General features: G+C 66.2%; 18 protein-coding genes. 13 read left to right on the top strand and 5 right to left on the bottom strand.

The features are described 5' to 3' along the window. From AC1DK4_RS27305 to AC1DK4_RS27290, 4 genes are all read right to left on the bottom strand, one after another. On the bottom strand, positions 1 to 365 hold a 365-nt coding region (locus tag AC1DK4_RS27305), incomplete at its 3' end, for an NAD(P)(+) transhydrogenase (Re/Si-specific) subunit beta (RefSeq protein WP_477131897.1). Further along, a complete protein-coding gene (locus AC1DK4_RS27300; protein WP_477131896.1) occupies positions 362 to 694 on the bottom strand; it encodes an NAD(P) transhydrogenase subunit alpha part 2 in 333 nt (110 codons plus the stop codon). The genes AC1DK4_RS27305 and AC1DK4_RS27300, both read right to left, overlap by 4 nt. A 201-nt stretch (positions 695 to 895) precedes the next feature. Next, positions 896 to 1,258 carry an aspartate 1-decarboxylase gene (gene panD, locus AC1DK4_RS27295; protein WP_441618399.1) on the bottom strand — a complete coding sequence of 121 codons (363 nt, stop codon included), beginning with the start codon at positions 1,256 to 1,258 and terminating at the stop codon, positions 896 to 898. A 174-nt stretch (positions 1,259 to 1,432) separates the two neighbouring features. After that, on the bottom strand, positions 1,433 to 2,554 hold the full coding sequence (locus tag AC1DK4_RS27290) for a Re/Si-specific NAD(P)(+) transhydrogenase subunit alpha (RefSeq protein WP_441618401.1): 1,122 nt from the start codon (positions 2,552 to 2,554) through the stop codon (positions 1,433 to 1,435). Positions 2,555 to 3,060: 506 nt separating this feature from the next. Between AC1DK4_RS27290 and AC1DK4_RS27285 the strand changes: the two genes are divergently transcribed. From AC1DK4_RS27285 to mnmA, 5 genes are all read left to right on the top strand, one after another. Continuing rightward, on the top strand, positions 3,061 to 3,855 hold the full coding sequence (locus AC1DK4_RS27285; protein ID WP_441618403.1) for a TorF family putative porin: 795 nt from the start codon (positions 3,061 to 3,063) through the stop codon (positions 3,853 to 3,855). A 265-nt stretch (positions 3,856 to 4,120) separates the two neighbouring features. Continuing rightward, the gene (locus AC1DK4_RS27280; RefSeq protein ID WP_477115825.1) at positions 4,121 to 4,411 is read left to right on the top strand and encodes a hypothetical protein; all 291 of its coding nucleotides are present in this window, start codon (positions 4,121 to 4,123) and stop codon (positions 4,409 to 4,411) included. After that, entirely contained in the window at positions 4,398 to 5,330 is a 933-nt protein-coding gene (gene dapA, locus AC1DK4_RS27275; RefSeq protein ID WP_441618407.1) for a 4-hydroxy-tetrahydrodipicolinate synthase, read from the top strand. Before AC1DK4_RS27280 ends, dapA begins: the two co-directional genes overlap by 14 nt. An 89-nt stretch (positions 5,331 to 5,419) precedes the next feature. Next, positions 5,420 to 5,941 carry an NUDIX hydrolase gene (locus AC1DK4_RS27270; protein ID WP_441618409.1) on the top strand — a complete coding sequence of 174 codons (522 nt, stop codon included), beginning with the start codon at positions 5,420 to 5,422 and terminating at the stop codon, positions 5,939 to 5,941. Beyond that, positions 5,938 to 7,017, top strand: a complete 1,080-nt coding sequence (mnmA, locus tag AC1DK4_RS27265; RefSeq protein WP_477131895.1) for a tRNA 2-thiouridine(34) synthase MnmA — start codon at positions 5,938 to 5,940, stop codon at positions 7,015 to 7,017. Before AC1DK4_RS27270 ends, mnmA begins: the two co-directional genes overlap by 4 nt. A 42-nt stretch (positions 7,018 to 7,059) precedes the next feature. Here the strand turns inward: mnmA and AC1DK4_RS27260 are convergent, their stop codons facing one another. Then, positions 7,060 to 7,674, bottom strand: a complete 615-nt coding sequence (locus AC1DK4_RS27260; protein WP_441618413.1) for a glutathione S-transferase family protein — start codon at positions 7,672 to 7,674, stop codon at positions 7,060 to 7,062. A gap of 399 nt (positions 7,675 to 8,073) precedes the next feature. Between AC1DK4_RS27260 and purB the strand changes: the two genes are divergently transcribed. From purB to AC1DK4_RS27220, 8 genes are all read left to right on the top strand, one after another. After that, on the top strand, positions 8,074 to 9,459 hold the full coding sequence (gene purB / locus AC1DK4_RS27255; RefSeq protein ID WP_441618415.1) for an adenylosuccinate lyase: 1,386 nt from the start codon (positions 8,074 to 8,076) through the stop codon (positions 9,457 to 9,459). A gap of 318 nt (positions 9,460 to 9,777) precedes the next feature. Then, the gene (locus tag AC1DK4_RS27250; protein ID WP_477131894.1) at positions 9,778 to 10,365 is read left to right on the top strand and encodes a cytochrome b; all 588 of its coding nucleotides are present in this window, start codon (positions 9,778 to 9,780) and stop codon (positions 10,363 to 10,365) included. 89 nt (positions 10,366 to 10,454) lie between these two features. Beyond that, on the top strand, positions 10,455 to 11,027 hold the full coding sequence (locus AC1DK4_RS27245) for a YceI family protein (protein WP_441618419.1): 573 nt from the start codon (positions 10,455 to 10,457) through the stop codon (positions 11,025 to 11,027). A 67-nt stretch (positions 11,028 to 11,094) separates the two neighbouring features. Beyond that, positions 11,095 to 11,685, top strand: coding sequence for a YceI family protein (locus tag AC1DK4_RS27240; protein ID WP_441618421.1), 591 nt, complete (start codon positions 11,095 to 11,097; stop codon positions 11,683 to 11,685). Between the two features lie 401 nt (positions 11,686 to 12,086). After that, entirely contained in the window at positions 12,087 to 13,478 is a 1,392-nt protein-coding gene (locus AC1DK4_RS27235) for a class I SAM-dependent methyltransferase (RefSeq protein ID WP_441618423.1), read from the top strand. Positions 13,479 to 13,513: 35 nt separating this feature from the next. After that, positions 13,514 to 14,845, top strand: coding sequence for a sensor histidine kinase (locus tag AC1DK4_RS27230; RefSeq protein WP_441618426.1), 1,332 nt, complete (start codon positions 13,514 to 13,516; stop codon positions 14,843 to 14,845). Between the two features lie 7 nt (positions 14,846 to 14,852). Then, positions 14,853 to 15,986: a hybrid sensor histidine kinase/response regulator gene (locus AC1DK4_RS27225; protein ID WP_477131893.1), complete on the top strand. Its 1,134-nt coding sequence runs from the start codon at positions 14,853 to 14,855 to the stop codon at positions 15,984 to 15,986. Continuing rightward, complete coding sequence (locus tag AC1DK4_RS27220; RefSeq protein WP_441618430.1) at positions 15,983 to 17,002, top strand: response regulator; 1,020 nt, start codon at positions 15,983 to 15,985, stop codon at positions 17,000 to 17,002. The genes AC1DK4_RS27225 and AC1DK4_RS27220 overlap by 4 nt, the downstream gene beginning before the upstream one ends. Positions 17,003 to 17,086: the final 84 nt, after the last annotated feature.

The following is a 17,086-nucleotide window of genomic DNA, read 5'->3' as shown; positions in this document are numbered from 1 at the left end:
ACCGCGGCCACCGCGATGAACACCGCCGCCAGGCCGATCAGCGAGTGCATCGCCGCGACCAGCTCGGGCATCTTGGTCATCTCGACTTTCTTCGCCACGTAGGCGCCGATGCCGCCGCCCACCACCAGCGCGCCGAAGATCAGCGCCAGCCCTTCGCCGACCGGCGCCTGGCCCGCGCCGATGGCGAGGAATTCATTCTTGAGCTTGACGATGAGCGCCAGAGTGGTCAGCGCCGCGATCAGCATGCCGGCCATGCCGAAGGCATTGCCGCGCCGCGCGGAGCTCGGATGCGAGAGGCCCTTGAGCGCCTGGATAAAGCAGACCGAGGCGACCAGGTAGAGCAGGGTGACGAGATTCATGCTCATTTGCCGTGCTCCTTGGCCGAGCCGTCAGCCTTTGCCTTGGGTTCCTTCTTCTTGAACATCTCCAGCATGCGCTGGGTCACCAGGAAGCCGCCGAACACATTGACGGCGGCCAGCGCCACCGCCAGCGTGCCCATGGTGCGTCCTACCACGCCCTCGGTCAGGCCGGCCGCCAGCATGGCGCCGACGATGATGATGGCCGAGATCGCATTGGTCACGGCCATCAGCGGGGTGTGCAGGGCCGGCGTTACCGTCCAGACCACGTGGTACCCCACGTAGATCGCCAGCACGAAGATGATCAGGTTGATCACCGTGTGGTTCACCATTTCCATCGCCTACTCCTCCGTTGCTTGAATGCCTTCGCTGCGCGGTTGTCCCGTGTTCTTCTGCCTGGCCCGGCGCACCTGGCCGTGCTGCCCGATGCCGGTCTGCTTCTCGCGTGCGCGCCGCCGCAGGCGGCGGCGCGCGAAGTCCGTACGTATGGACGGCTGGACGGCTGGACCGGCTGGCTCGCCGGATCCGCCGCATGCCGCCTACACCTTCTTGATTTCCTTGATGCCGTTGTTGTCGTTCACCAGGATGACCTTCGGCTTGTAGGTGGCGATCTCTTCGTCGCTCATCGGCGCGTAGGTGCAGATGATGAGATGGTCGCCCAGGTGCGCGCGCCGCGCGGCCGCGCCGTTGAGCGAGATCTCGCCGGTGCCGCGCGCGCCCTTGATGATGTAGGTCGAAAAACGCTCGCCGTTGTTGACGTTGTACAACTCGATCTTCTCGAACTCCTTCATGTCGGCCGCGTCGAGCAGGTCCTCGTCGATGCCGCATGAGCCCTCGTAGTGGAGGTCCGCCTGTGTCACGGTGACACGATGGAGCTTGGCGCGGAGCATGATGCGTTGCATTGGTGATGCGTCCTTGGTTGTGGCTGTGTGAGCCCGTGGGCAAGCCCCGCGGGCCGCTGCAAAGCTCCCGGTGCCCGGACGTGCCGGCCGCGCCGGCGAACGCCCGCGCGCCATGCCGGGACCGCGTGGCGCCAATCTAAAGCGAGCGGGCCGCGGCGGGCCCGCCTGCGCGCTTCAGTTGGCGCCGCGGACGACTTGTCCGTCCTTGCACATCAGGCAGGCCGCCACGATGTCGTCTTCCAGGTTCAGTATGAACTGGCCGTCCTTGTCGATGACGAGCTTGAGGAAGTCGAGCACGTTGCGCGCGTAGAGTGCCGAGGCGTCGGCCGCCACCATGCTGGCAAGGTTGGTATGGCCGATCAGCGTGACGCCGTGGCGCTCCACCACTTCGTCGGCCACGGTGAGCGGGCAGTTGCCGCCCTGCGCCGCGGCCAGGTCGACCACCACCGAGCCCGGCTTCATGGCCTGGACGGTTTCTTCCTTGAGCAGCACCGGTGCCTGGCGGCCCGGGATCAGCGCGGTGGTGATGACGATGTCGGCGGCCTTGGCGCGCTCGTGCACCAGTTCGGCCTGGCGGCGCATCCAGTCCGGCGGCATCGGGCGCGCATAGCCTCCCACGCCCTGGGCGATCTCGCGCTCTTCATCGGTGACGAACGGCACGTCGACGAACTTGGCCCCCAGCGACTCGATCTGTTCCTTGACCGCGGGGCGCACGTCGGAGGCTTCGATCACCGCGCCCAGGCGCTTGGCCGTGGCGATGGCCTGCAGGCCGGCCACGCCGGCGCCGAGGATCAGCACGCGCGCCGCCTTCACGGTGCCGGCGGCGGTCATCAGCATCGGCATGAAGCGCTGGTAATGGTGAGCGGCGACCAGCACGGCCTTGTAGCCGGCGATATTGGCCTGCGAGGACAGCACGTCCATGCTCTGCGCGCGCGTGGTGCGCGGCGCGGCTTCGAGCGCGAAGGCGGTCAGCGTGGCGCGCGCCATGCGTGCGTTGTTGTCGGCATCGAAGGGGTTGAGCATGCCGACCAGCGCGGAGCCGGGCTTCATCAGCGCGAGCTCGGCGTCGTCCGGTGCGCGCACCTTCAGGACGAGCTGCGCGCCCAGCGCCTGGGCCGCGGTGCCGATGGTGGCGCCGACCGCCTCGTAGGCTGAGTCGGGCTGGCTGGCGCGCACGCCAGCTCCCGATTGCACGATAACCTGATGGCCCTGCGCGACGTATTTCTTGACCGTCTCGGGGGTTGCGGCGACACGAGTCTCACCTGCCCGCGTCTCCTGCGGGATGCCGATGTGCATCGTCAATTTCTCCTTTTGCTGGCGTCTTCGAGGCGCTGTCAAAATGATTCTGGCGATGGGGCGCGCGTGCCTTGCGTACGTACGACATGTACGGGATGTACGACATGTACATCCAGTCGGAGCGCCCGACCAGAACCGCTTCGTTTCATTCTGACAATGCCGCTGCTCTGCATTTACGGGCGGACGTCCTGAGCCCTTTGTGTTTTCCCGCGCGCACAGCCGAAGCTGGGCGCAGCGCACAATTTTTTCGCAGCTTACAGGAATCTGACGATCCGTGGTGACCGGCCGTTCGGCTTTTGCGCAACAAGTCCGCATGGCGCATGGCGGCTATCCGGGTGGTGCATGACTGGCCCCCGTCTTTATGTGATCGCTTGGCGTGCCCCCGTTTTCTTGACACCGATTTGAGATGCGCTCCCGTACTGTTCGGGTCGCTGCGCGGCCCGTGCCGCGCCACCGCGCCGATGGCGCTATTCCGATCGACCTCCCTGTTTCCTGCCAAGCAATCCATGACTGTCTTCCGCCTTGCTGCTCCGCGCGCCTGCGCCGTCTTCCTGTCCGGCGCCGCCCTTTTCTGCGGCGTGTCCGGTGCCCATGCCCAGAGCACACCCGACGCCGAAGCCTCGCCGCACACGTTCACGGCCAACGTGACCGTCGCCAGCGAATACCGCTACCGCGGCCTGATGCAGACCAACCGTCGCCCGGCCATCCAGGGCGGCTTCGACTACGCGCATTCGAGCGGCTTCTACCTCGGCAACTGGAACTCGAGCATCAGCTGGCTCAGCGACAGCAACCCGCAGGTCTCGGCACCGATCGAGATGGATTTCTACGGCGGCTTCAAGAACACCGTGACGCTGGCAGGGCTGGAGTGGAACTACGACCTGGGCGTGCTGCAGTACTACTATCCGGGCGACTACCCGAACGGCTTCACGCGCCCCTACACCACGGAGCTATATATCGGCGCTGGTTACGGCCCCGTGTTCCTGAAGTACTCGCAGGCGCTGACCAACCTGTTCGGCTTCGCCAACAGCAAGTACAGCTCCTATATCGACCTCAGCGCCAACGTGCCGCTCAATGTGTGGGACCTGACGCTGAACGCGCACGTGGGCTACCAGGACGTGCGCAATGTCACCGATGCCTCGTACACCGACTGGAGGCTCGGGCTGACCAAGGACCTGGGCAAGGGCTTCGCGCTGGCGCTCGCCTATATCGACACCAACGCCCACCACTCGGTCTACACCAACACGTCCGGGCGCTATATCGGGCGGGCCGCCGCGTTCGCTTCGCTCACCAAGACATTCTGAGCGCGGCCTTTTGATGACTTCTTGATGACGCCGGCGGCAATCATTGCATCAACTTGAGGCCCGCCTGCCTAGCATGGTTCCATCTACAACAGACGACCCGTTTCACACGGGTCCAGCCCATATGCGACAGTCGAGCCTTGCCGTGGCCTTCGTTTCCGTGCCGCGCCGTCCTTCCCGCACGCAGTCCGCCCGCGCCGCATCGGCGCGCACCGAAGCCACGCGCACCGGGCGCGGCGCCGCGCGTCCCGCGCAACCCGTATCCGGCATCGACAACGCCGCGGCGAACGCCGCCGACACCGCATGCGCATGGATCCGCCTGCGCCTGGCAGTGGCCTCGGGCCAGGTCTTCGCGCTGCGCCAGTCGCTGCACGCGGCGATCGGCAAGCTGGCGCGCATCTATGTGGTCGAGGTGGACCACCGCCACGGCGAGACCACCGTGCATGTGGAGGTCGAGCGCGGTGGCCGCGATGCCGCCATGCACGCCATCATGATGGCGCTGCCTGCCGCCGAGTTCGGCGTGACCACTGTGCTGGGGCAAGACCATGCCGCGCACTGAGCAGGAAGCGGGCCGCCTGCGCAAGCCGGGCGGCACCGGGCTGTGGCTGCCGATGGTGACGCCGCTGCAAGGCGGCGAGCTGGACCTGCCCTGCGCGCAGCGCCTGGCCGCGCACTATGTGGCCAGCGGGGTGGACGGTCTCGTCATCCTCGGCACCACGGGGGAGGGCGCACTGCTCTCGCCAGCGGAGCGGCTGATGTTCACCGCCGCGGTGCTCGAAGCAGTCAATGGCGCGCTGCCGGTGATGGCCGGCGTGGGCGGCGTGGATACCCGCGGCGTGTGCGAGCAGGTGCGCCAGCTCGACGCCTTCGACCTGGCCGGCTACCTGGTGCCGCCGCCGTACTACCTGCGCCCGGGCGACGATGGCATTGCCTGGCATTTCGAGCGCGTGGCCGACGCTACCTGGCGGCCGCTGATGCTCTACAACGTACCGCGCCGCACCGGCTGCAGCCTGTCGCCCGCGCTGGTGCGGCGCCTGGCCGCGCATCCGCGCATCGTGGCGGTCAAGGAGTGCGATGCGGCGGGGCTGCGCGCGCTTGCCGGCTGCGAAGCGCTCTCGGTGTTCTGCGGCGAGGACGAGGCCATCCTCGGCCATCTGCTGGGTGGCGGCGACGGCGTGGTGCCGGCCAGCGCGCATATCCGCACCGACCTGTTCGTGCGCCTGGTGCAACTGGCCGCGGACGGCCGGCACGAGGCGGCGCGCGCCCTGTTCGCGCGCCTGGCGCCGCTGATCGCGCTGTTGTTTTCCGAGCCCAATCCCGCGCCGGTCAAGGCCGCGCTCGCCTTGTGCGGACTGGCCGGCGCGGAGGTCAGGCGGCCGCTGATGCCGGCCAGCGCGGCGCTGCGCGAACGGCTCGAGCATGCGATCGACCTGCTGCCTTCCGCGCGAGAAGTGGAGTGCACTTTGCAGCCTGCGTGACGGGCCGGGCGCCGCGGCGAGGCGGACGGCCTGGATGCGCGAAAGTGCGGCAACCGGTAGAATGCCGGATTGCCTAAATTTTGTGCATCATGTCACACGACTGGAAAGCCAGCGTCACCGTCGCCGCGGTCATCGAACGCGGCGGCCGTTTCCTGCTGGTGGAAGAAGAAACCCCCGACGGCCTGCGGCTGAACCAGCCTGCCGGCCACCTCGATCCCGGCGAGAGCCTGGTGCATGCGGTCATCCGCGAGACGCTGGAGGAAACCGCGCACACCTTCGAGCCGCGCGCGCTGCTGGGCTGCTATATGGCGCATTCCGGGTCGGCGGGCAGCACGGCGCGGCCGGGCGGCGACATCACTTATGTGCGCTTTGCCTTCACCGGCGAGCTGGGCGCGCTCGATGCCGGGCGCCAGCTCGACGTCGGCATCGTGCGCACGGTGTGGATGAGCGCGGATGAGATCCGCGCCTGCCCCGAGCGCCATCGCACGCCCTTGGTGCTGGCCTGCATGGAAGACTACCTGGCCGGCAAGCGCTTCGCGCTCGACGCGCTTTTCACCCACCCCTCGGTGACCGCGGCGACGCACGCACCGGCCGGCGGAGCCGCGTCATGAGCGGCAAGCGCGTGGTGGTGGGCATGTCGGGTGGCGTCGACTCCTCGGTGACCGCGTGGCTGCTCAAGCAGCAGGGCTACGAGGTGATCGGCCTGTTCATGAAGAACTGGGAGGACGACGACGACAGCGAATATTGCTCGACCCGGCAGGACTGGCTCGATGTCGTCTCGGTGGCCGACCTGATCGGCGTGGACGTGGAAGCCGTCAACTTCGCCGCCGAGTACAAGGACCGCGTGTTCGCCGATTTCCTGCGCGAATACTCGGCCGGCCGCACGCCCAATCCCGACGTGCTGTGCAACGCTGAGATCAAGTTCAAGGCCTTCCTCGACCACGCCATGTCGCTGGGCGCGGACACCATCGCCACGGGCCACTATGCGCGCGTGCGCCAGGCCGCGAACGGCCGCTTCGAACTGCTCAAGGCCTTCGATCACACCAAGGACCAGAGCTATTTCCTGCACCGCCTGAACCAGGCGCAGCTCTCGCGCACGTTGTTCCCGCTGGGCGAGATGCCCAAGACGCGCGTGCGCGAGATTGCCGCCGAGATCGGCCTGCCCAACGCGAAGAAGAAGGATTCGACCGGCATCTGCTTTATCGGCGAGCGGCCTTTCCGCGATTTCCTCAACCGCTACCTGCCCACCAGCCCCGGCCCGATGAAGACGCCGGACGGCAAGGAAGTCGGCCAGCACATCGGCCTGGCCTTCTATACGCTGGGCCAGCGCAAGGGCATCGGCCTGGGCGGCAGCCGCGAAGGCAGCGGCGACGCCTGGTACGTGGCGCGCAAGGATATGGCGAGCAATACGCTGTATGTGGTGCAGGGCCACGATCATCCGTGGCTGCTGACGCCGGCGCTCGATGCCGCGGACCTGTCGTGGGTGGCCGGCGAGGGCCCGCAGGTGGGCACCGCGCTATCGGCCAAGACACGCTACCGGCAGAGCGATGCGCCGTGCTCGGTGTCGGCGCTGGAGGGAGACGCGCTGCGGCTGGGGTTTGYCGAGGCGCAGTGGGCGGTGACGCCGGGCCAGTCGGCAGTGCTGTACCAGGGCGATGTCTGCCTCGGTGGCGGCATCATCCGGTAGCTGGGCGCGCCGGTCGCCCGGCGCGCTGATGCGCCCGCGTGCCTACGCGCGCGGCGGCTCGGTATCGATGAACGACTGGCGCTTGCCCAGCTTGTCCTGATACACGGCCAGGCGCGGATGACGCTCGCGCCAGGCGATGTCCGGGAAGCGGAAGTCCAGGTACGAGAGCGCGCAGCCAACCGCCACGTCGGCCAGCGAGTAGTGGTTGTCGCAGCACCACGGGCGGTCGGCCAGGCCGTCGGCGATGGCCGCCACCGCCGAGTCGATCTTGCCGAGCTGGCGCTTGACCCAGCGCTCGCTGCGCTGCTCGGGTTCGCGCTGGGTATGCTCCAGGCGCGCCAGCAGGGCGGCGTCGAGCAGGCCGTCGGCCAGCGCTTCCCAGCAGCGTACTTCCACGCGTTCGCGGGCGCCTTGCGGGATCATCCGGCTGACCGGCGTCAGCGTATCGACGTATTCGACGATCACGCGCGAATCGAAGATCGCGCCGCCGTCTTCCATCACCAGGCAAGGCACCTTGCCGAGCGGGTTGAACTGGCCGATGGTGGTGTCGGGCGACCACACGTCCACCTCGACCATCTGGTAATCGATCTTCTTCTCTGCCATCACCACGCGCACCTTGCGCGCGTAGGGACTGGTTTGCGATGCGTACAGCTTCATGGACTCCCCTCGAGCTTGTTATGAAGTGCATCGGCGCCCTCTGGCACGACGGACCGCGCTGGAGGCGTCCGGCCGGCATGCCCGATGCACTTCATAACAGGCTAGCGGATCGGCGAGCGCGAGTATACCCGTGCCCGGTGCCATACATATGATGGCCGCGCACCATCTCCGTGCGGGTGTCGTGGTGCCGATACGCGCCACCGCGCCACCGCCATGCCGGCGGCCACAGAACGGCGGCCGCGATGGTAAAATGCCCGCTTTCCGCCGCGCCGCCGGTCGGCCGGCGCGCCTGATTGGTCTCTTTTGCGGCTTGTCGCGGGTCTTCGCGGCGCGTGCCGGCCATTTTTGCGCCGGTTTGCGCCAGACCACCGTCTTTTCCCTTCCTTCCGGTCTTCCAGCATGTCTTCCTCCTCGCTCTCCCCGCTCACCGCCCTGTCCCCCATCGACGGCCGCTATGCCTCCAAGGCCGATGCGCTGCGCGAGTGGCTTTCGGAAGCGGCCTTCATGCGCAACCGCGTCAAGGTGGAAGTGCACTGGCTGATCGCGCTGTCGCAGGCCGGCCTGCCCGACATGCCGAAGTTCTCGCCGGCATCCGAGGCCGCGCTGCTGGCCCTGGTGGACAACTTCTCCGAAGCGCACGCCGCGCGCATCAAGGAGATCGAGGCCGTCACCAACCACGACGTCAAGGCGGTCGAGTACTGGCTCAAGGAGCAGGTCAAGGGCAATGCCGAGCTGGAAGCCGCGAGCGAGTTCATCCATTTCGCCTGCACCTCGGAAGACATCAACAACACCTCGCACGGCATGATGCTCAAGGGCGCGCGCGATGGCGTGGTGGTGCCGGCGCTGCAGCGCGTGCACGCGCGCCTGGTCGAACTGGCACATGCCAACGCCCGCCAGCCGATGCTGTCGCGCACCCATGGCCAGCCGGCCAGCCCGACCACGCTGGGCAAGGAAATGGCCAATGTGGCCGCTCGCCTGGGCCGTGCCATCGAGCGCATCCAGCGCGTGGAGCTGCTGGGCAAGATGAACGGCGCGGTGGGCAACTACAACGCGCACCTGTCGGCCTATCCGTCGTTCGACTGGGAGGCGTTCTCGAAACAGGTGATCGAAGCGCGCCTGGGCCTGACCTTCAACCCGTACACCATCCAGATCGAGCCGCACGACTACATGGCCGAGCTGTTCGACGCCGTCGCCCGCGCCAACACCATCCTGATCGACCTGAACCGCGACGTCTGGGGCTATATCTCGCTGGGCTACTTCAAGCAGAGGACCAAGGCCGGCGAGATCGGCTCGTCGACCATGCCGCACAAGGTCAACCCGATCGATTTCGAGAACTCGGAAGGCAACCTGGGCCTGGGCAACGCGGTGCTGCGCCACCTGTCGGAAAAACTGCCGCTGTCGCGCTGGCAGCGCGACCTGACCGACTCCACCGTGCTGCGCAACATGGGCGTGGCCCTTGGCTACAGCCTGCTGGCCTACGAGGCCTGCCTGCGCGGCCTGGGCAAGCTGGAAACCAACCCGGAGCGCCTGAACGAAGACCTCGACAATTGCTGGGAAGTGCTGGCCGAGCCGGTGCAGACCGTGATGCGCCGCTTCGGCGTGCCCAATCCGTATGAGCAGCTCAAGGAGCTCACGCGCGGCAAGGGCATTTCGCGCGAGGCGCTGCAGACCTTCATCGGCGGCCTGGCGATTCCCGAGGACGCCAGGAAGCTGCTGCTGGAGATGACGCCGGCCAGCTACATCGGGCGCGCCGTGAGCCTTGCCGAAGGCATTTCGGCCGCCTGATCTCGCGCGCTGTCCGGCCCGCCGGCCGGCACCGGGACAACAAAAGAAGCCACCCTGCGGGGTGGTTTTTTCGTCTGGCGACCGCCGCGGCGAAATGTCACTTCAAATGGTTTGAATGATTCCATGAATTTCGGACCGCTCGGCCTCATGCGTACGGCACAATAATGCGAGAATCCAGAGGCTGATGGTCATCTGCATGCCGTCGCCTTTTTGCATGCGCCGATAAAACGCTCGACACAAACGCTCCACACAAACGCGCCATACGAACGCGCCATACGAACGCGCCATACGAACGCCCGTGACGGGCAGGGGTTTTACATGCATTCTCAAATCAAGACCGGCGCCCGCGCCGGGGCCTCACCACAGTTGTCCGCATCCGCCTACGGGGCAACCGCGATCGGTCTGCACTGGATCATCGCCTTGCTGATCTTCGCCGCCTTCGGGCTTGGCCTGTACATGACCAGCATTCCGGGGCTGTCGATGCTCAAGCTCAAGCTGTTCTCGTGGCACAAGTGGCTGGGCGTGACGGTGTTCGCCATCGCCGTGCTGCGCGTGCTGTGGCGCGCCMCCCMCCGGGCGCCGGCGCCCGCCGCGGGTACCCCCGCCTGGCAGGCCGCCGCGGCGCACGGCGCGCATATGCTGCTGTACGTGCTGATCGTGGTGGTGCCCATCACCGGCTACCTGTACAGCTGCGCGGCCGGCGTGCCGGTGGTCTACCTGGGTGTCCTGCCGCTGCCGTCGCTGATCGAGCCGAACGACGCACTCAAGGAAATCCTCAAGCAGGCCCATATCTGGCTGAACTACCTGATGGCAGCCATCGTCGTGATCCACGCGGCCGCGGCGATCAAGCACCAGTTCATCGAACGCGACGGCACGCTGGCGCGCATGCTGCCGTTCCTGAAGTAAAGCGGCGCGCAACGTAGCAACGCAGCAACCCGAAACACCATCTGAAAAACTGACCGAGGGCATTGCCCTCCTAGCGACAGGAGTCTTTGATGAAACGCATTCCCCGCCCGAGCGCGCTCCTGATGGCCGCCACCCTGGCTGTCGCCGGCATCGGCGCCAATCTCGCCTGGGCCCAGGTCGATGCCGCCAAGAGCACSGTGACCGCGACCGCCCGCCAGATCGGCGTGCCGATGGAAGGCAAGTTCAAGAAATTCGATGCGACGGTGACCTTCGATCCCGCGCAGCTGGCTGCCTCCTCGGCCAAGATCGAGATCGACGTGTCGAGCTTCGAGATCGGCGACGCCGAAACCACCAAGGAGGTCAAGGGCGCAGACTGGTTCAACGCGGCCAAATTCCCCAAGGCGGTGTTCCAGTCGACCAGCATCAAGACCGGCGCCGCCGGCAAGTACGAGGTGGCGGGCAAGCTCACCATCAAGGGCAAGACCCTGGACGTGGTGGTGCCGGCGAGCTATCGCCAGGACGGCGGCGGCCAGGTGTTCGACGGTGTGCTGCCGATCAAGCGTACCGTGTTCAATATCGGCGACGGCGAATGGAAGGATACTTCCGTTGTCGCCGACGATGTCCAGATCAAGTTCCATATCGTGACGGCGGCCAGGAAGTAAGCGCTTCGCGCTTGCCTTCGCTGCTATCGCTTTGCTGTTCATCCCCAACTTTTTGCCGGGAGCTCTCATGAAACTGCGTACCATCCTCGCCGCCGCCGCGGCCATTTCCGCCAGCGCCGCCTTCGGCGTGGCTTCGGCCAACACGGTGACCTACAACCTGGATCCCACCCACACCTACCCGAGCTTCGAAGCCGACCACCTGGGCGGCCTGTCCGTCTGGCGCGGCAAGTTCGAAAAGTCCAGCGGCACCGTGACGCTGGATCGCGCGGCCAAGACCGGCTCGCTCGACGTCAAGATCGATCCGGCTTCGGTCGACTTCGGCAACGCCAAGCTGAACCAGCACGTGAAGGGCCCGGACATGTTCAACGTCGAGGCCTTCCCGGAAGCCACCTACAAGGGCAAGTTCTCCAAGTTCAACGGCGACGTCCCGACCGAAGTCGACGGCGTGCTGACGCTGCACGGCGTGTCCAAGCCGGTCAAGCTGGAAATCCGTGAATTCAAGTGCATCCAGCACCCGATGCTCAAGCGCGAAGCCTGCGGCGCCGACGCCGTCGGCACCATCAACCGCGCCGACTTCGGCATCGACTATGGCGTGAAGATGGGCTTCAAGCCCGACGTCAAGCTGGCCATCCAGGTCGAAGGCGTGAAGGCGGAATAAGCGCGCGCTCACGCCCGGGACATGGTCCCGGCGCGCAGCACGAGAGAGGCCGGGGAGCGATCCCCGGCCTTTTTCGTTTGCCGGCCGGTGCGTGCCAGGTTATGTTGTCCGCACCTGATGCCCACAGTACAATGATTCGACAGGAATCAGTTACAGTCTCATCCAGTCAACAATCTCAGCCACTTCCTCGCTCACAGTTACCAGGGTGTAGTCGCGTGCGTGCCTGCCAGTCGAGGACGCCAATGCCCGCAACCGATTACCGACATGTATCCCAGCAGTACCCCTTGATGCCGGCCTAGCGTAGCGATCGTAGCGATCCCCTTGCCCTACGAGCTGTACCCGGCCAGTCGACAAGGACTGGACGGCCGGCAGCGTTTCTCGGATTTCTCTGGCGCAATACCGTGTACTCCCAAACGCAAATCGATCCGGTGGTCAGTTTCCGCAACTCGCAGGGCGAGCAGGTGCGGGGCACAATTATCAATCTCCAGAGAAAAGCTCTGGTGATGGAAATCTACAATCCATACTCGATCGTCCAGGTCAGCGAGGTGCTGAGCGAGCTGAGTGTGCGCATGGGAAGCAAGAACGCCTACCTGGGCAAGGCGGTGGTGATGAGCCTGGTGAATACCGGCCTCACCGCGGTGGTGTCGCTGACGCTCATCGACGAGTGGCGCGAGCTGAGCGACCTGCCCAACGAGCCCAAGTCGGTGGGGCGGGAAGCCGAACTGTTCATCAACGACTGGGACGCGCGCTTCAACATCCGGCGCGACTACCAGATCGTGGTCAACGAAATGCGCGCCTTCCTCTCCGAAGTCTCGCGCTGGGTCGAGCAGGTGGACCTGACCGAGAACCTGCCGAAGGTCGACGGGCGGCTGCGCGAGGACGTGTTCTACGAGCTGGCCACGCCGATCATGCTCAAGACCAAGACCTACCTGGACCGGCTCGAGGGCGAGGCCGAACAGGTCGACGCGGAGATCGCGCCGGTGCACCGCACTTACGCGCAGTCTGCGCTGCACCCGCTGCTGCTGCGCGCGCCGTTCGTCTACCGCACCTTCACCAAGCCGCTCGGCTATGCCGGCGACTACGAGATGGTGAACCAGATCCTGAGCGATCCGCAGCAGGGCCCGACCACCTACTTCCAGATCGTCAATACGGCCTTCCTCAAGGCCGCCGTGGCGACCGCCCACCGCAACCGCATCGACCTGCTGGTCGATTTCCTCTCGCGCCAGGCCGATGCCGCGCGCGCGGCCGGGCGGCCGTTCCGCGTGCTCAACGTGGGCTGCGGCCCGGCCTTCGAGATCCAGCGCTTCGCGCGCGAGTATGCGCAGCCCGAGATGCTGTCGTTCCAGCTGGTCGATTTCAGCGAAGAGACCCTGGCCTACACCAAGGCCTCGATCGAGCGCTCGGCCGGCGAGGCAGGGCACAAGGTGTCGGTGGAGATGGTGCACCAGTCGGTGCACGAACTGCTCAAGCGCAAGATTTCGCCGGACGACGCCAGCCTGCGCGAGTTCGATGCGGTGTACTGCGCGGGCCTGTTCGACTACCTGTCGGACAAGGTCTGCGCCCGCTTGCTCAGCTACTTCGCCGCGCGCACGCGCCCCGGCGGGCAGTTGCTGGTGACCAACGTCCACTCGGCCAATCCAGAGAAATTCGGCATGGAACACCTGCTTGAGTGGTACCTGATCTACCGCGACGAGGCGAGGATGAGTATGCTGCTGCCCGAGCAATCCCGTGCACACAAGCTCTACGTCGACCAGACCGGCGTCAACGTGTTCGCGGAAGCGAACATTCTCTGAAACACCGTTCTGAAAACCGAGCAGCCTGCCCAGACATGAGCACGAATCAACTTTATGCGGGTTACCAGACAGAGCTGGCGGACTTCCGCCTCGCCTTCAGCCGTGGCGGGGCCTATACCGCCATCGTGCTGGTGCTGCTCGGCGTGGGACTGGACTACGGCCAGTACCCGCAATTGCAGGCACCGTTCGCGGTGGCGCGGGTGCTGGTGTCGCTGCTGATCGCCGGCATCGTGATGATGCTGTACAGCTCGGCGGGCCGCCGCTTCGCGCCGTGGCTGACCTTGTCCTGGCTGCTGCTGCCGCAGATCATGATCTCGTGGATGATCTGGCACACCGACGGCGTGGAGTCGCCATACTACGTGGGCCTGAACCTGGCCATCTTCGCGTCCGGCATCGCGCTGCCGTTCGGCCTGTGGCAGAACCTGGTGTTCGGGCTGCTCTCCTACCTGTTCTACCTGCTGGCCTGCCTGTTCCATCCCGGCGGGGTCGAGCCGGCCGGCACCTTCATCGTCAATTCGCTGTTCCTGCTGTTCGCCGCCGCGGCCAGTGCGGTCTACACCTTCTTCAACGAGCGCGCGCGCTTCATGCTGTTCCGCCTCAAGGCCGAGGTTGCGGAAAAAAACGGCGAGCTCGAGGTGATCAACCGCAAGCTGGTCGACATCAAGGGCCAGATGCTGCAGCAGGAAAAGATGGCCGCCATCGGTACGCTGGCCGCAGGCCTGCTGCACGAGGTCAACAACCCGGTGAACTTCTGCCTGATGGCGATCGAGGTCGCGATGGAGGAGCCGGTGGCCAAGAACGAGCCGATGCTGCAGGAGTGCCTGGTCGACGCCAAGCAGGGCATGCAGCGTATCCAGCATATCGTGTCGGACCTGAAGACCTTCGCTTATCGCAAGCCGGGCGCCGAGGCCGAGGGCACGCCGTTCCTGTTCGAAAAGGCGCTCGATTCCTCGATCCGGCTCACCGCGCATGAACTGCGCGGCGTGGCCGTCACGCGCGAGCTGCCGGCCGACACGCTGGTGCTGGGCGACGAGGCCGCCGTGATCGGCGTGCTGATCAACCTGTTTTCAAACGCTGCGCTAGCGATGCGCAAGGCCGGCACGCAAAGCCCGGCGATCCACACCACGGTGAAGTGGGTCGAGCGCCGCCTGCACGTGACCGTGAAGGACAACGGACCGGGCATCGCCGCCGAACACCTGGCGCGCGTGTTCGAGCCGTTCTTCACCACGCGCGAAGTGGGTCAGGGCCTTGGCCTTGGCCTGTCCATCAGCTATGCGGTGGTCGAACGCCACGGCGGGGTCCTGTTCGCCGAGAGCGAACTGGGCAAGTGGGCCTCGTTCAGCTTCGACCTGCCGCGCGCCGACTGAGAATGCCATGAGCGACGCCAGGCAACCCCGGCTTACCGTGCTCTACGTCGATGACGAAGAGATGGCATGCAAGTATTTTGCCCGCGCGGTCGGTGCGGAGTACGAGGTGCTGGTCGCCAGCGGCGCGGACGAGGCGATCGGCATCCTGCGCCGCGAGGGCGCGCGCGTGGCGGTGCTGGTGACGGACTTCCGCATGCCCGGGCGCGACGGCGGCGACCTGCTGCGCCAGATCGCGCTCGAATATCCGCAGATCGTGCGCATGCTGGTGACGGCCTATGYCGACAAGGACATGCTGCTGCAGACGGTCAATACCGGCGAGGTCTTCCGAATCCTGGAGAAGCCGCTCGGGCTCAGCCAGGTGCGCGACGCGCTGCGCATGGCGGCGGAGCGCTATCGCGAACGCTCGATGCGCCACCAGCGCCTGATGGCCATCGACGAGACGCTGGCCTTCCTGGCGCACGAACTCAACACGCCGCTGGCGGCGATCGCAAATTTTGCGCGCGGTATCGAAAGCCGGATCGTGGCGGAATACAATCCGCAGCGCCAGACCGAGATCGGCCAGGCGGCCAGCGCGATGCACGACAACGCACAGTATTGCCTGGCGGTGATCTCGTCGTTCCTGCAGTCGGTGCGCAGCAGCGGCAGCCGGCCGAGCACGCAGGCCACCGCCAGCCGTGAAGTGACCGCCGGCGGGCTGATCGCCGCGTTGCTCGATACCTACCCGTTTGCGGGAGCGCAGCGGGAGTGGGTGCAGGTTGAACTGCAAGAAGATTTTGCCGTGCGCACGTTGCCCAACWGCGTGGCGCTGGTGCTGTCGTCGCTGCTGTCCAATGCGCTGCGTGCGCTCGACGGCATCGACGGGCCTTCGCTGCGTTTCGTGGTGACGGCCGAGCCCGAGGCCGCGATCCGTATTTGCGACAACGGCCCGGGCATCCCGCCGGAGGTGATGGGGCGCCTTCTGGTGGACCCGGTTACTACCCACGCGAGCACCGGTGGCAATGGCCTGGGCATGATTTTCTGCAACCGTGTGATGCAGTCTTTCGGTGGCGGTATCCGGATCGAATCGATGGCCGGGGCCGGTACCACCGTAACGCTGGATTTCCCCAATACAAAGAGTCGAATGCATAGGAGTGATCGATGAACGAACCGAATGCCACGCAGGCACCATCACCGGCGATTCTGTTCGTCGATGACGAAGCCACGGCGGTCAAGTATTTCCAGCGTGCCATCGGCGCCCTGGCGCCAGTCGTGACCGGCGGCTCGGTTGAAGAAGGCAAGGCGCTGCTGGATGCGCACGCCGACAGCCTGGCGGTGCTGGTTTCCGACCAGCGCATGCCGGGCGAATACGGCAACGAGCTGCTGCGCTACGCGCGCGAGCGCTACCCGCATATCGTGCGTATCCTGACCACTGCCTATTCGGAGATCGAGCATACCGTCGCGGCCGTCAACGAAGGCCAGATCCATCGCTACATCAAGAAGCCGTGGGACATCACCGCACTGCGCATGGAGCTCAAGCAGGCGCTCGAGATGGCGGGCCTGCGCAAGGAGCGCGACCAGCTCGTGCGCGAGAAGCTGAGCGTGCTGCAGAAGCAGACCGTCGCCACGCGCGTGGGGCTGGTGCGCGCACTGGTGGCCAGCCTGATCGGCACGGATCGCTTCCAGCCGGTCGAGACCTACCTGGCATCGGCCGCATTGGCCGGCGTGCAGAACCCCGAGCCGGACTGGCTGCTGATGGACTACGCTGATCTGGTGGCGGCGGAAAGCCGGCGCAGCGGTGGCTTCGGCTTCGCGGTGGCGGCGCAGCTCGCCGCGCTGCGCACGCGCTTTGCCGGGCGCGGCGCAGGCGACGCAGTCACGGTGCTGGCCGACGTGCTGGCTGAAGTACCGTCCACGGGCGAAGGCGCCGCGGCGGTGCGCCGCGATGGCGATGCGCTGGTCTGGACCCGGCCTGCTGCGCTGGCCGAATACCTCGGCGAGCCGGTCAAGAAGGAAGTCTCGGCGCAGCACGCCGTCTGGCTTGCCGGGCTGCTATGGCTGGAAGAGGCGGGCGGCGCGCTCAAGGCCGCGCGCGAGGGCGATGTCATCGTCTGCCGCGTTGCCGCGCGCACGACGGAATTCTCGACGGACCGCCTTGCGGTGTGGATCGAGCAGTTCTGATCCGGGCAGTGCCGCGCCGCGCAGGCGGCAGGGCAAGAAAATGGGCACCCGGAGGTGCCCATTTTTCATGGTCGCGAGCCAGGC

The organism is Cupriavidus sp. 05N38 (assembly GCF_056397345.1).
Note: the sequence above shows the minus strand (reverse complement) of the source record. Positions and strands in the feature narration are given on the sequence as shown.

Coding starts and splice junctions, on each gene's coding strand:
- AC1DK4_RS27230 (WP_441618426.1), top strand. CDS start 13,514: ATGAGCACGAATCAACTTTATGCGGGTTACCAGACAGAGCTGGCGGAC.
- AC1DK4_RS27290 (WP_441618401.1), bottom strand. CDS start 2,554: ATGCACATCGGCATCCCGCAGGAGACGCGGGCAGGTGAGACTCGTGTC.
- AC1DK4_RS27260 (WP_441618413.1), bottom strand. CDS start 7,674: ATGAAGCTGTACGCATCGCAAACCAGTCCCTACGCGCGCAAGGTGCGC.
- AC1DK4_RS27270 (WP_441618409.1), top strand. CDS start 5,420: ATGTCACACGACTGGAAAGCCAGCGTCACCGTCGCCGCGGTCATCGAA.
- panD (WP_441618399.1), bottom strand. CDS start 1,258: ATGCAACGCATCATGCTCCGCGCCAAGCTCCATCGTGTCACCGTGACA.
- purB (WP_441618415.1), top strand. CDS start 8,074: ATGTCTTCCTCCTCGCTCTCCCCGCTCACCGCCCTGTCCCCCATCGAC.
- AC1DK4_RS27220 (WP_441618430.1), top strand. CDS start 15,983: ATGAACGAACCGAATGCCACGCAGGCACCATCACCGGCGATTCTGTTC.
- AC1DK4_RS27240 (WP_441618421.1), top strand. CDS start 11,095: ATGAAACTGCGTACCATCCTCGCCGCCGCCGCGGCCATTTCCGCCAGC.
- AC1DK4_RS27300 (WP_477131896.1), bottom strand. CDS start 694: ATGGAAATGGTGAACCACACGGTGATCAACCTGATCATCTTCGTGCTG.
- AC1DK4_RS27285 (WP_441618403.1), top strand. CDS start 3,061: ATGACTGTCTTCCGCCTTGCTGCTCCGCGCGCCTGCGCCGTCTTCCTG.
- dapA (WP_441618407.1), top strand. CDS start 4,398: ATGCCGCGCACTGAGCAGGAAGCGGGCCGCCTGCGCAAGCCGGGCGGC.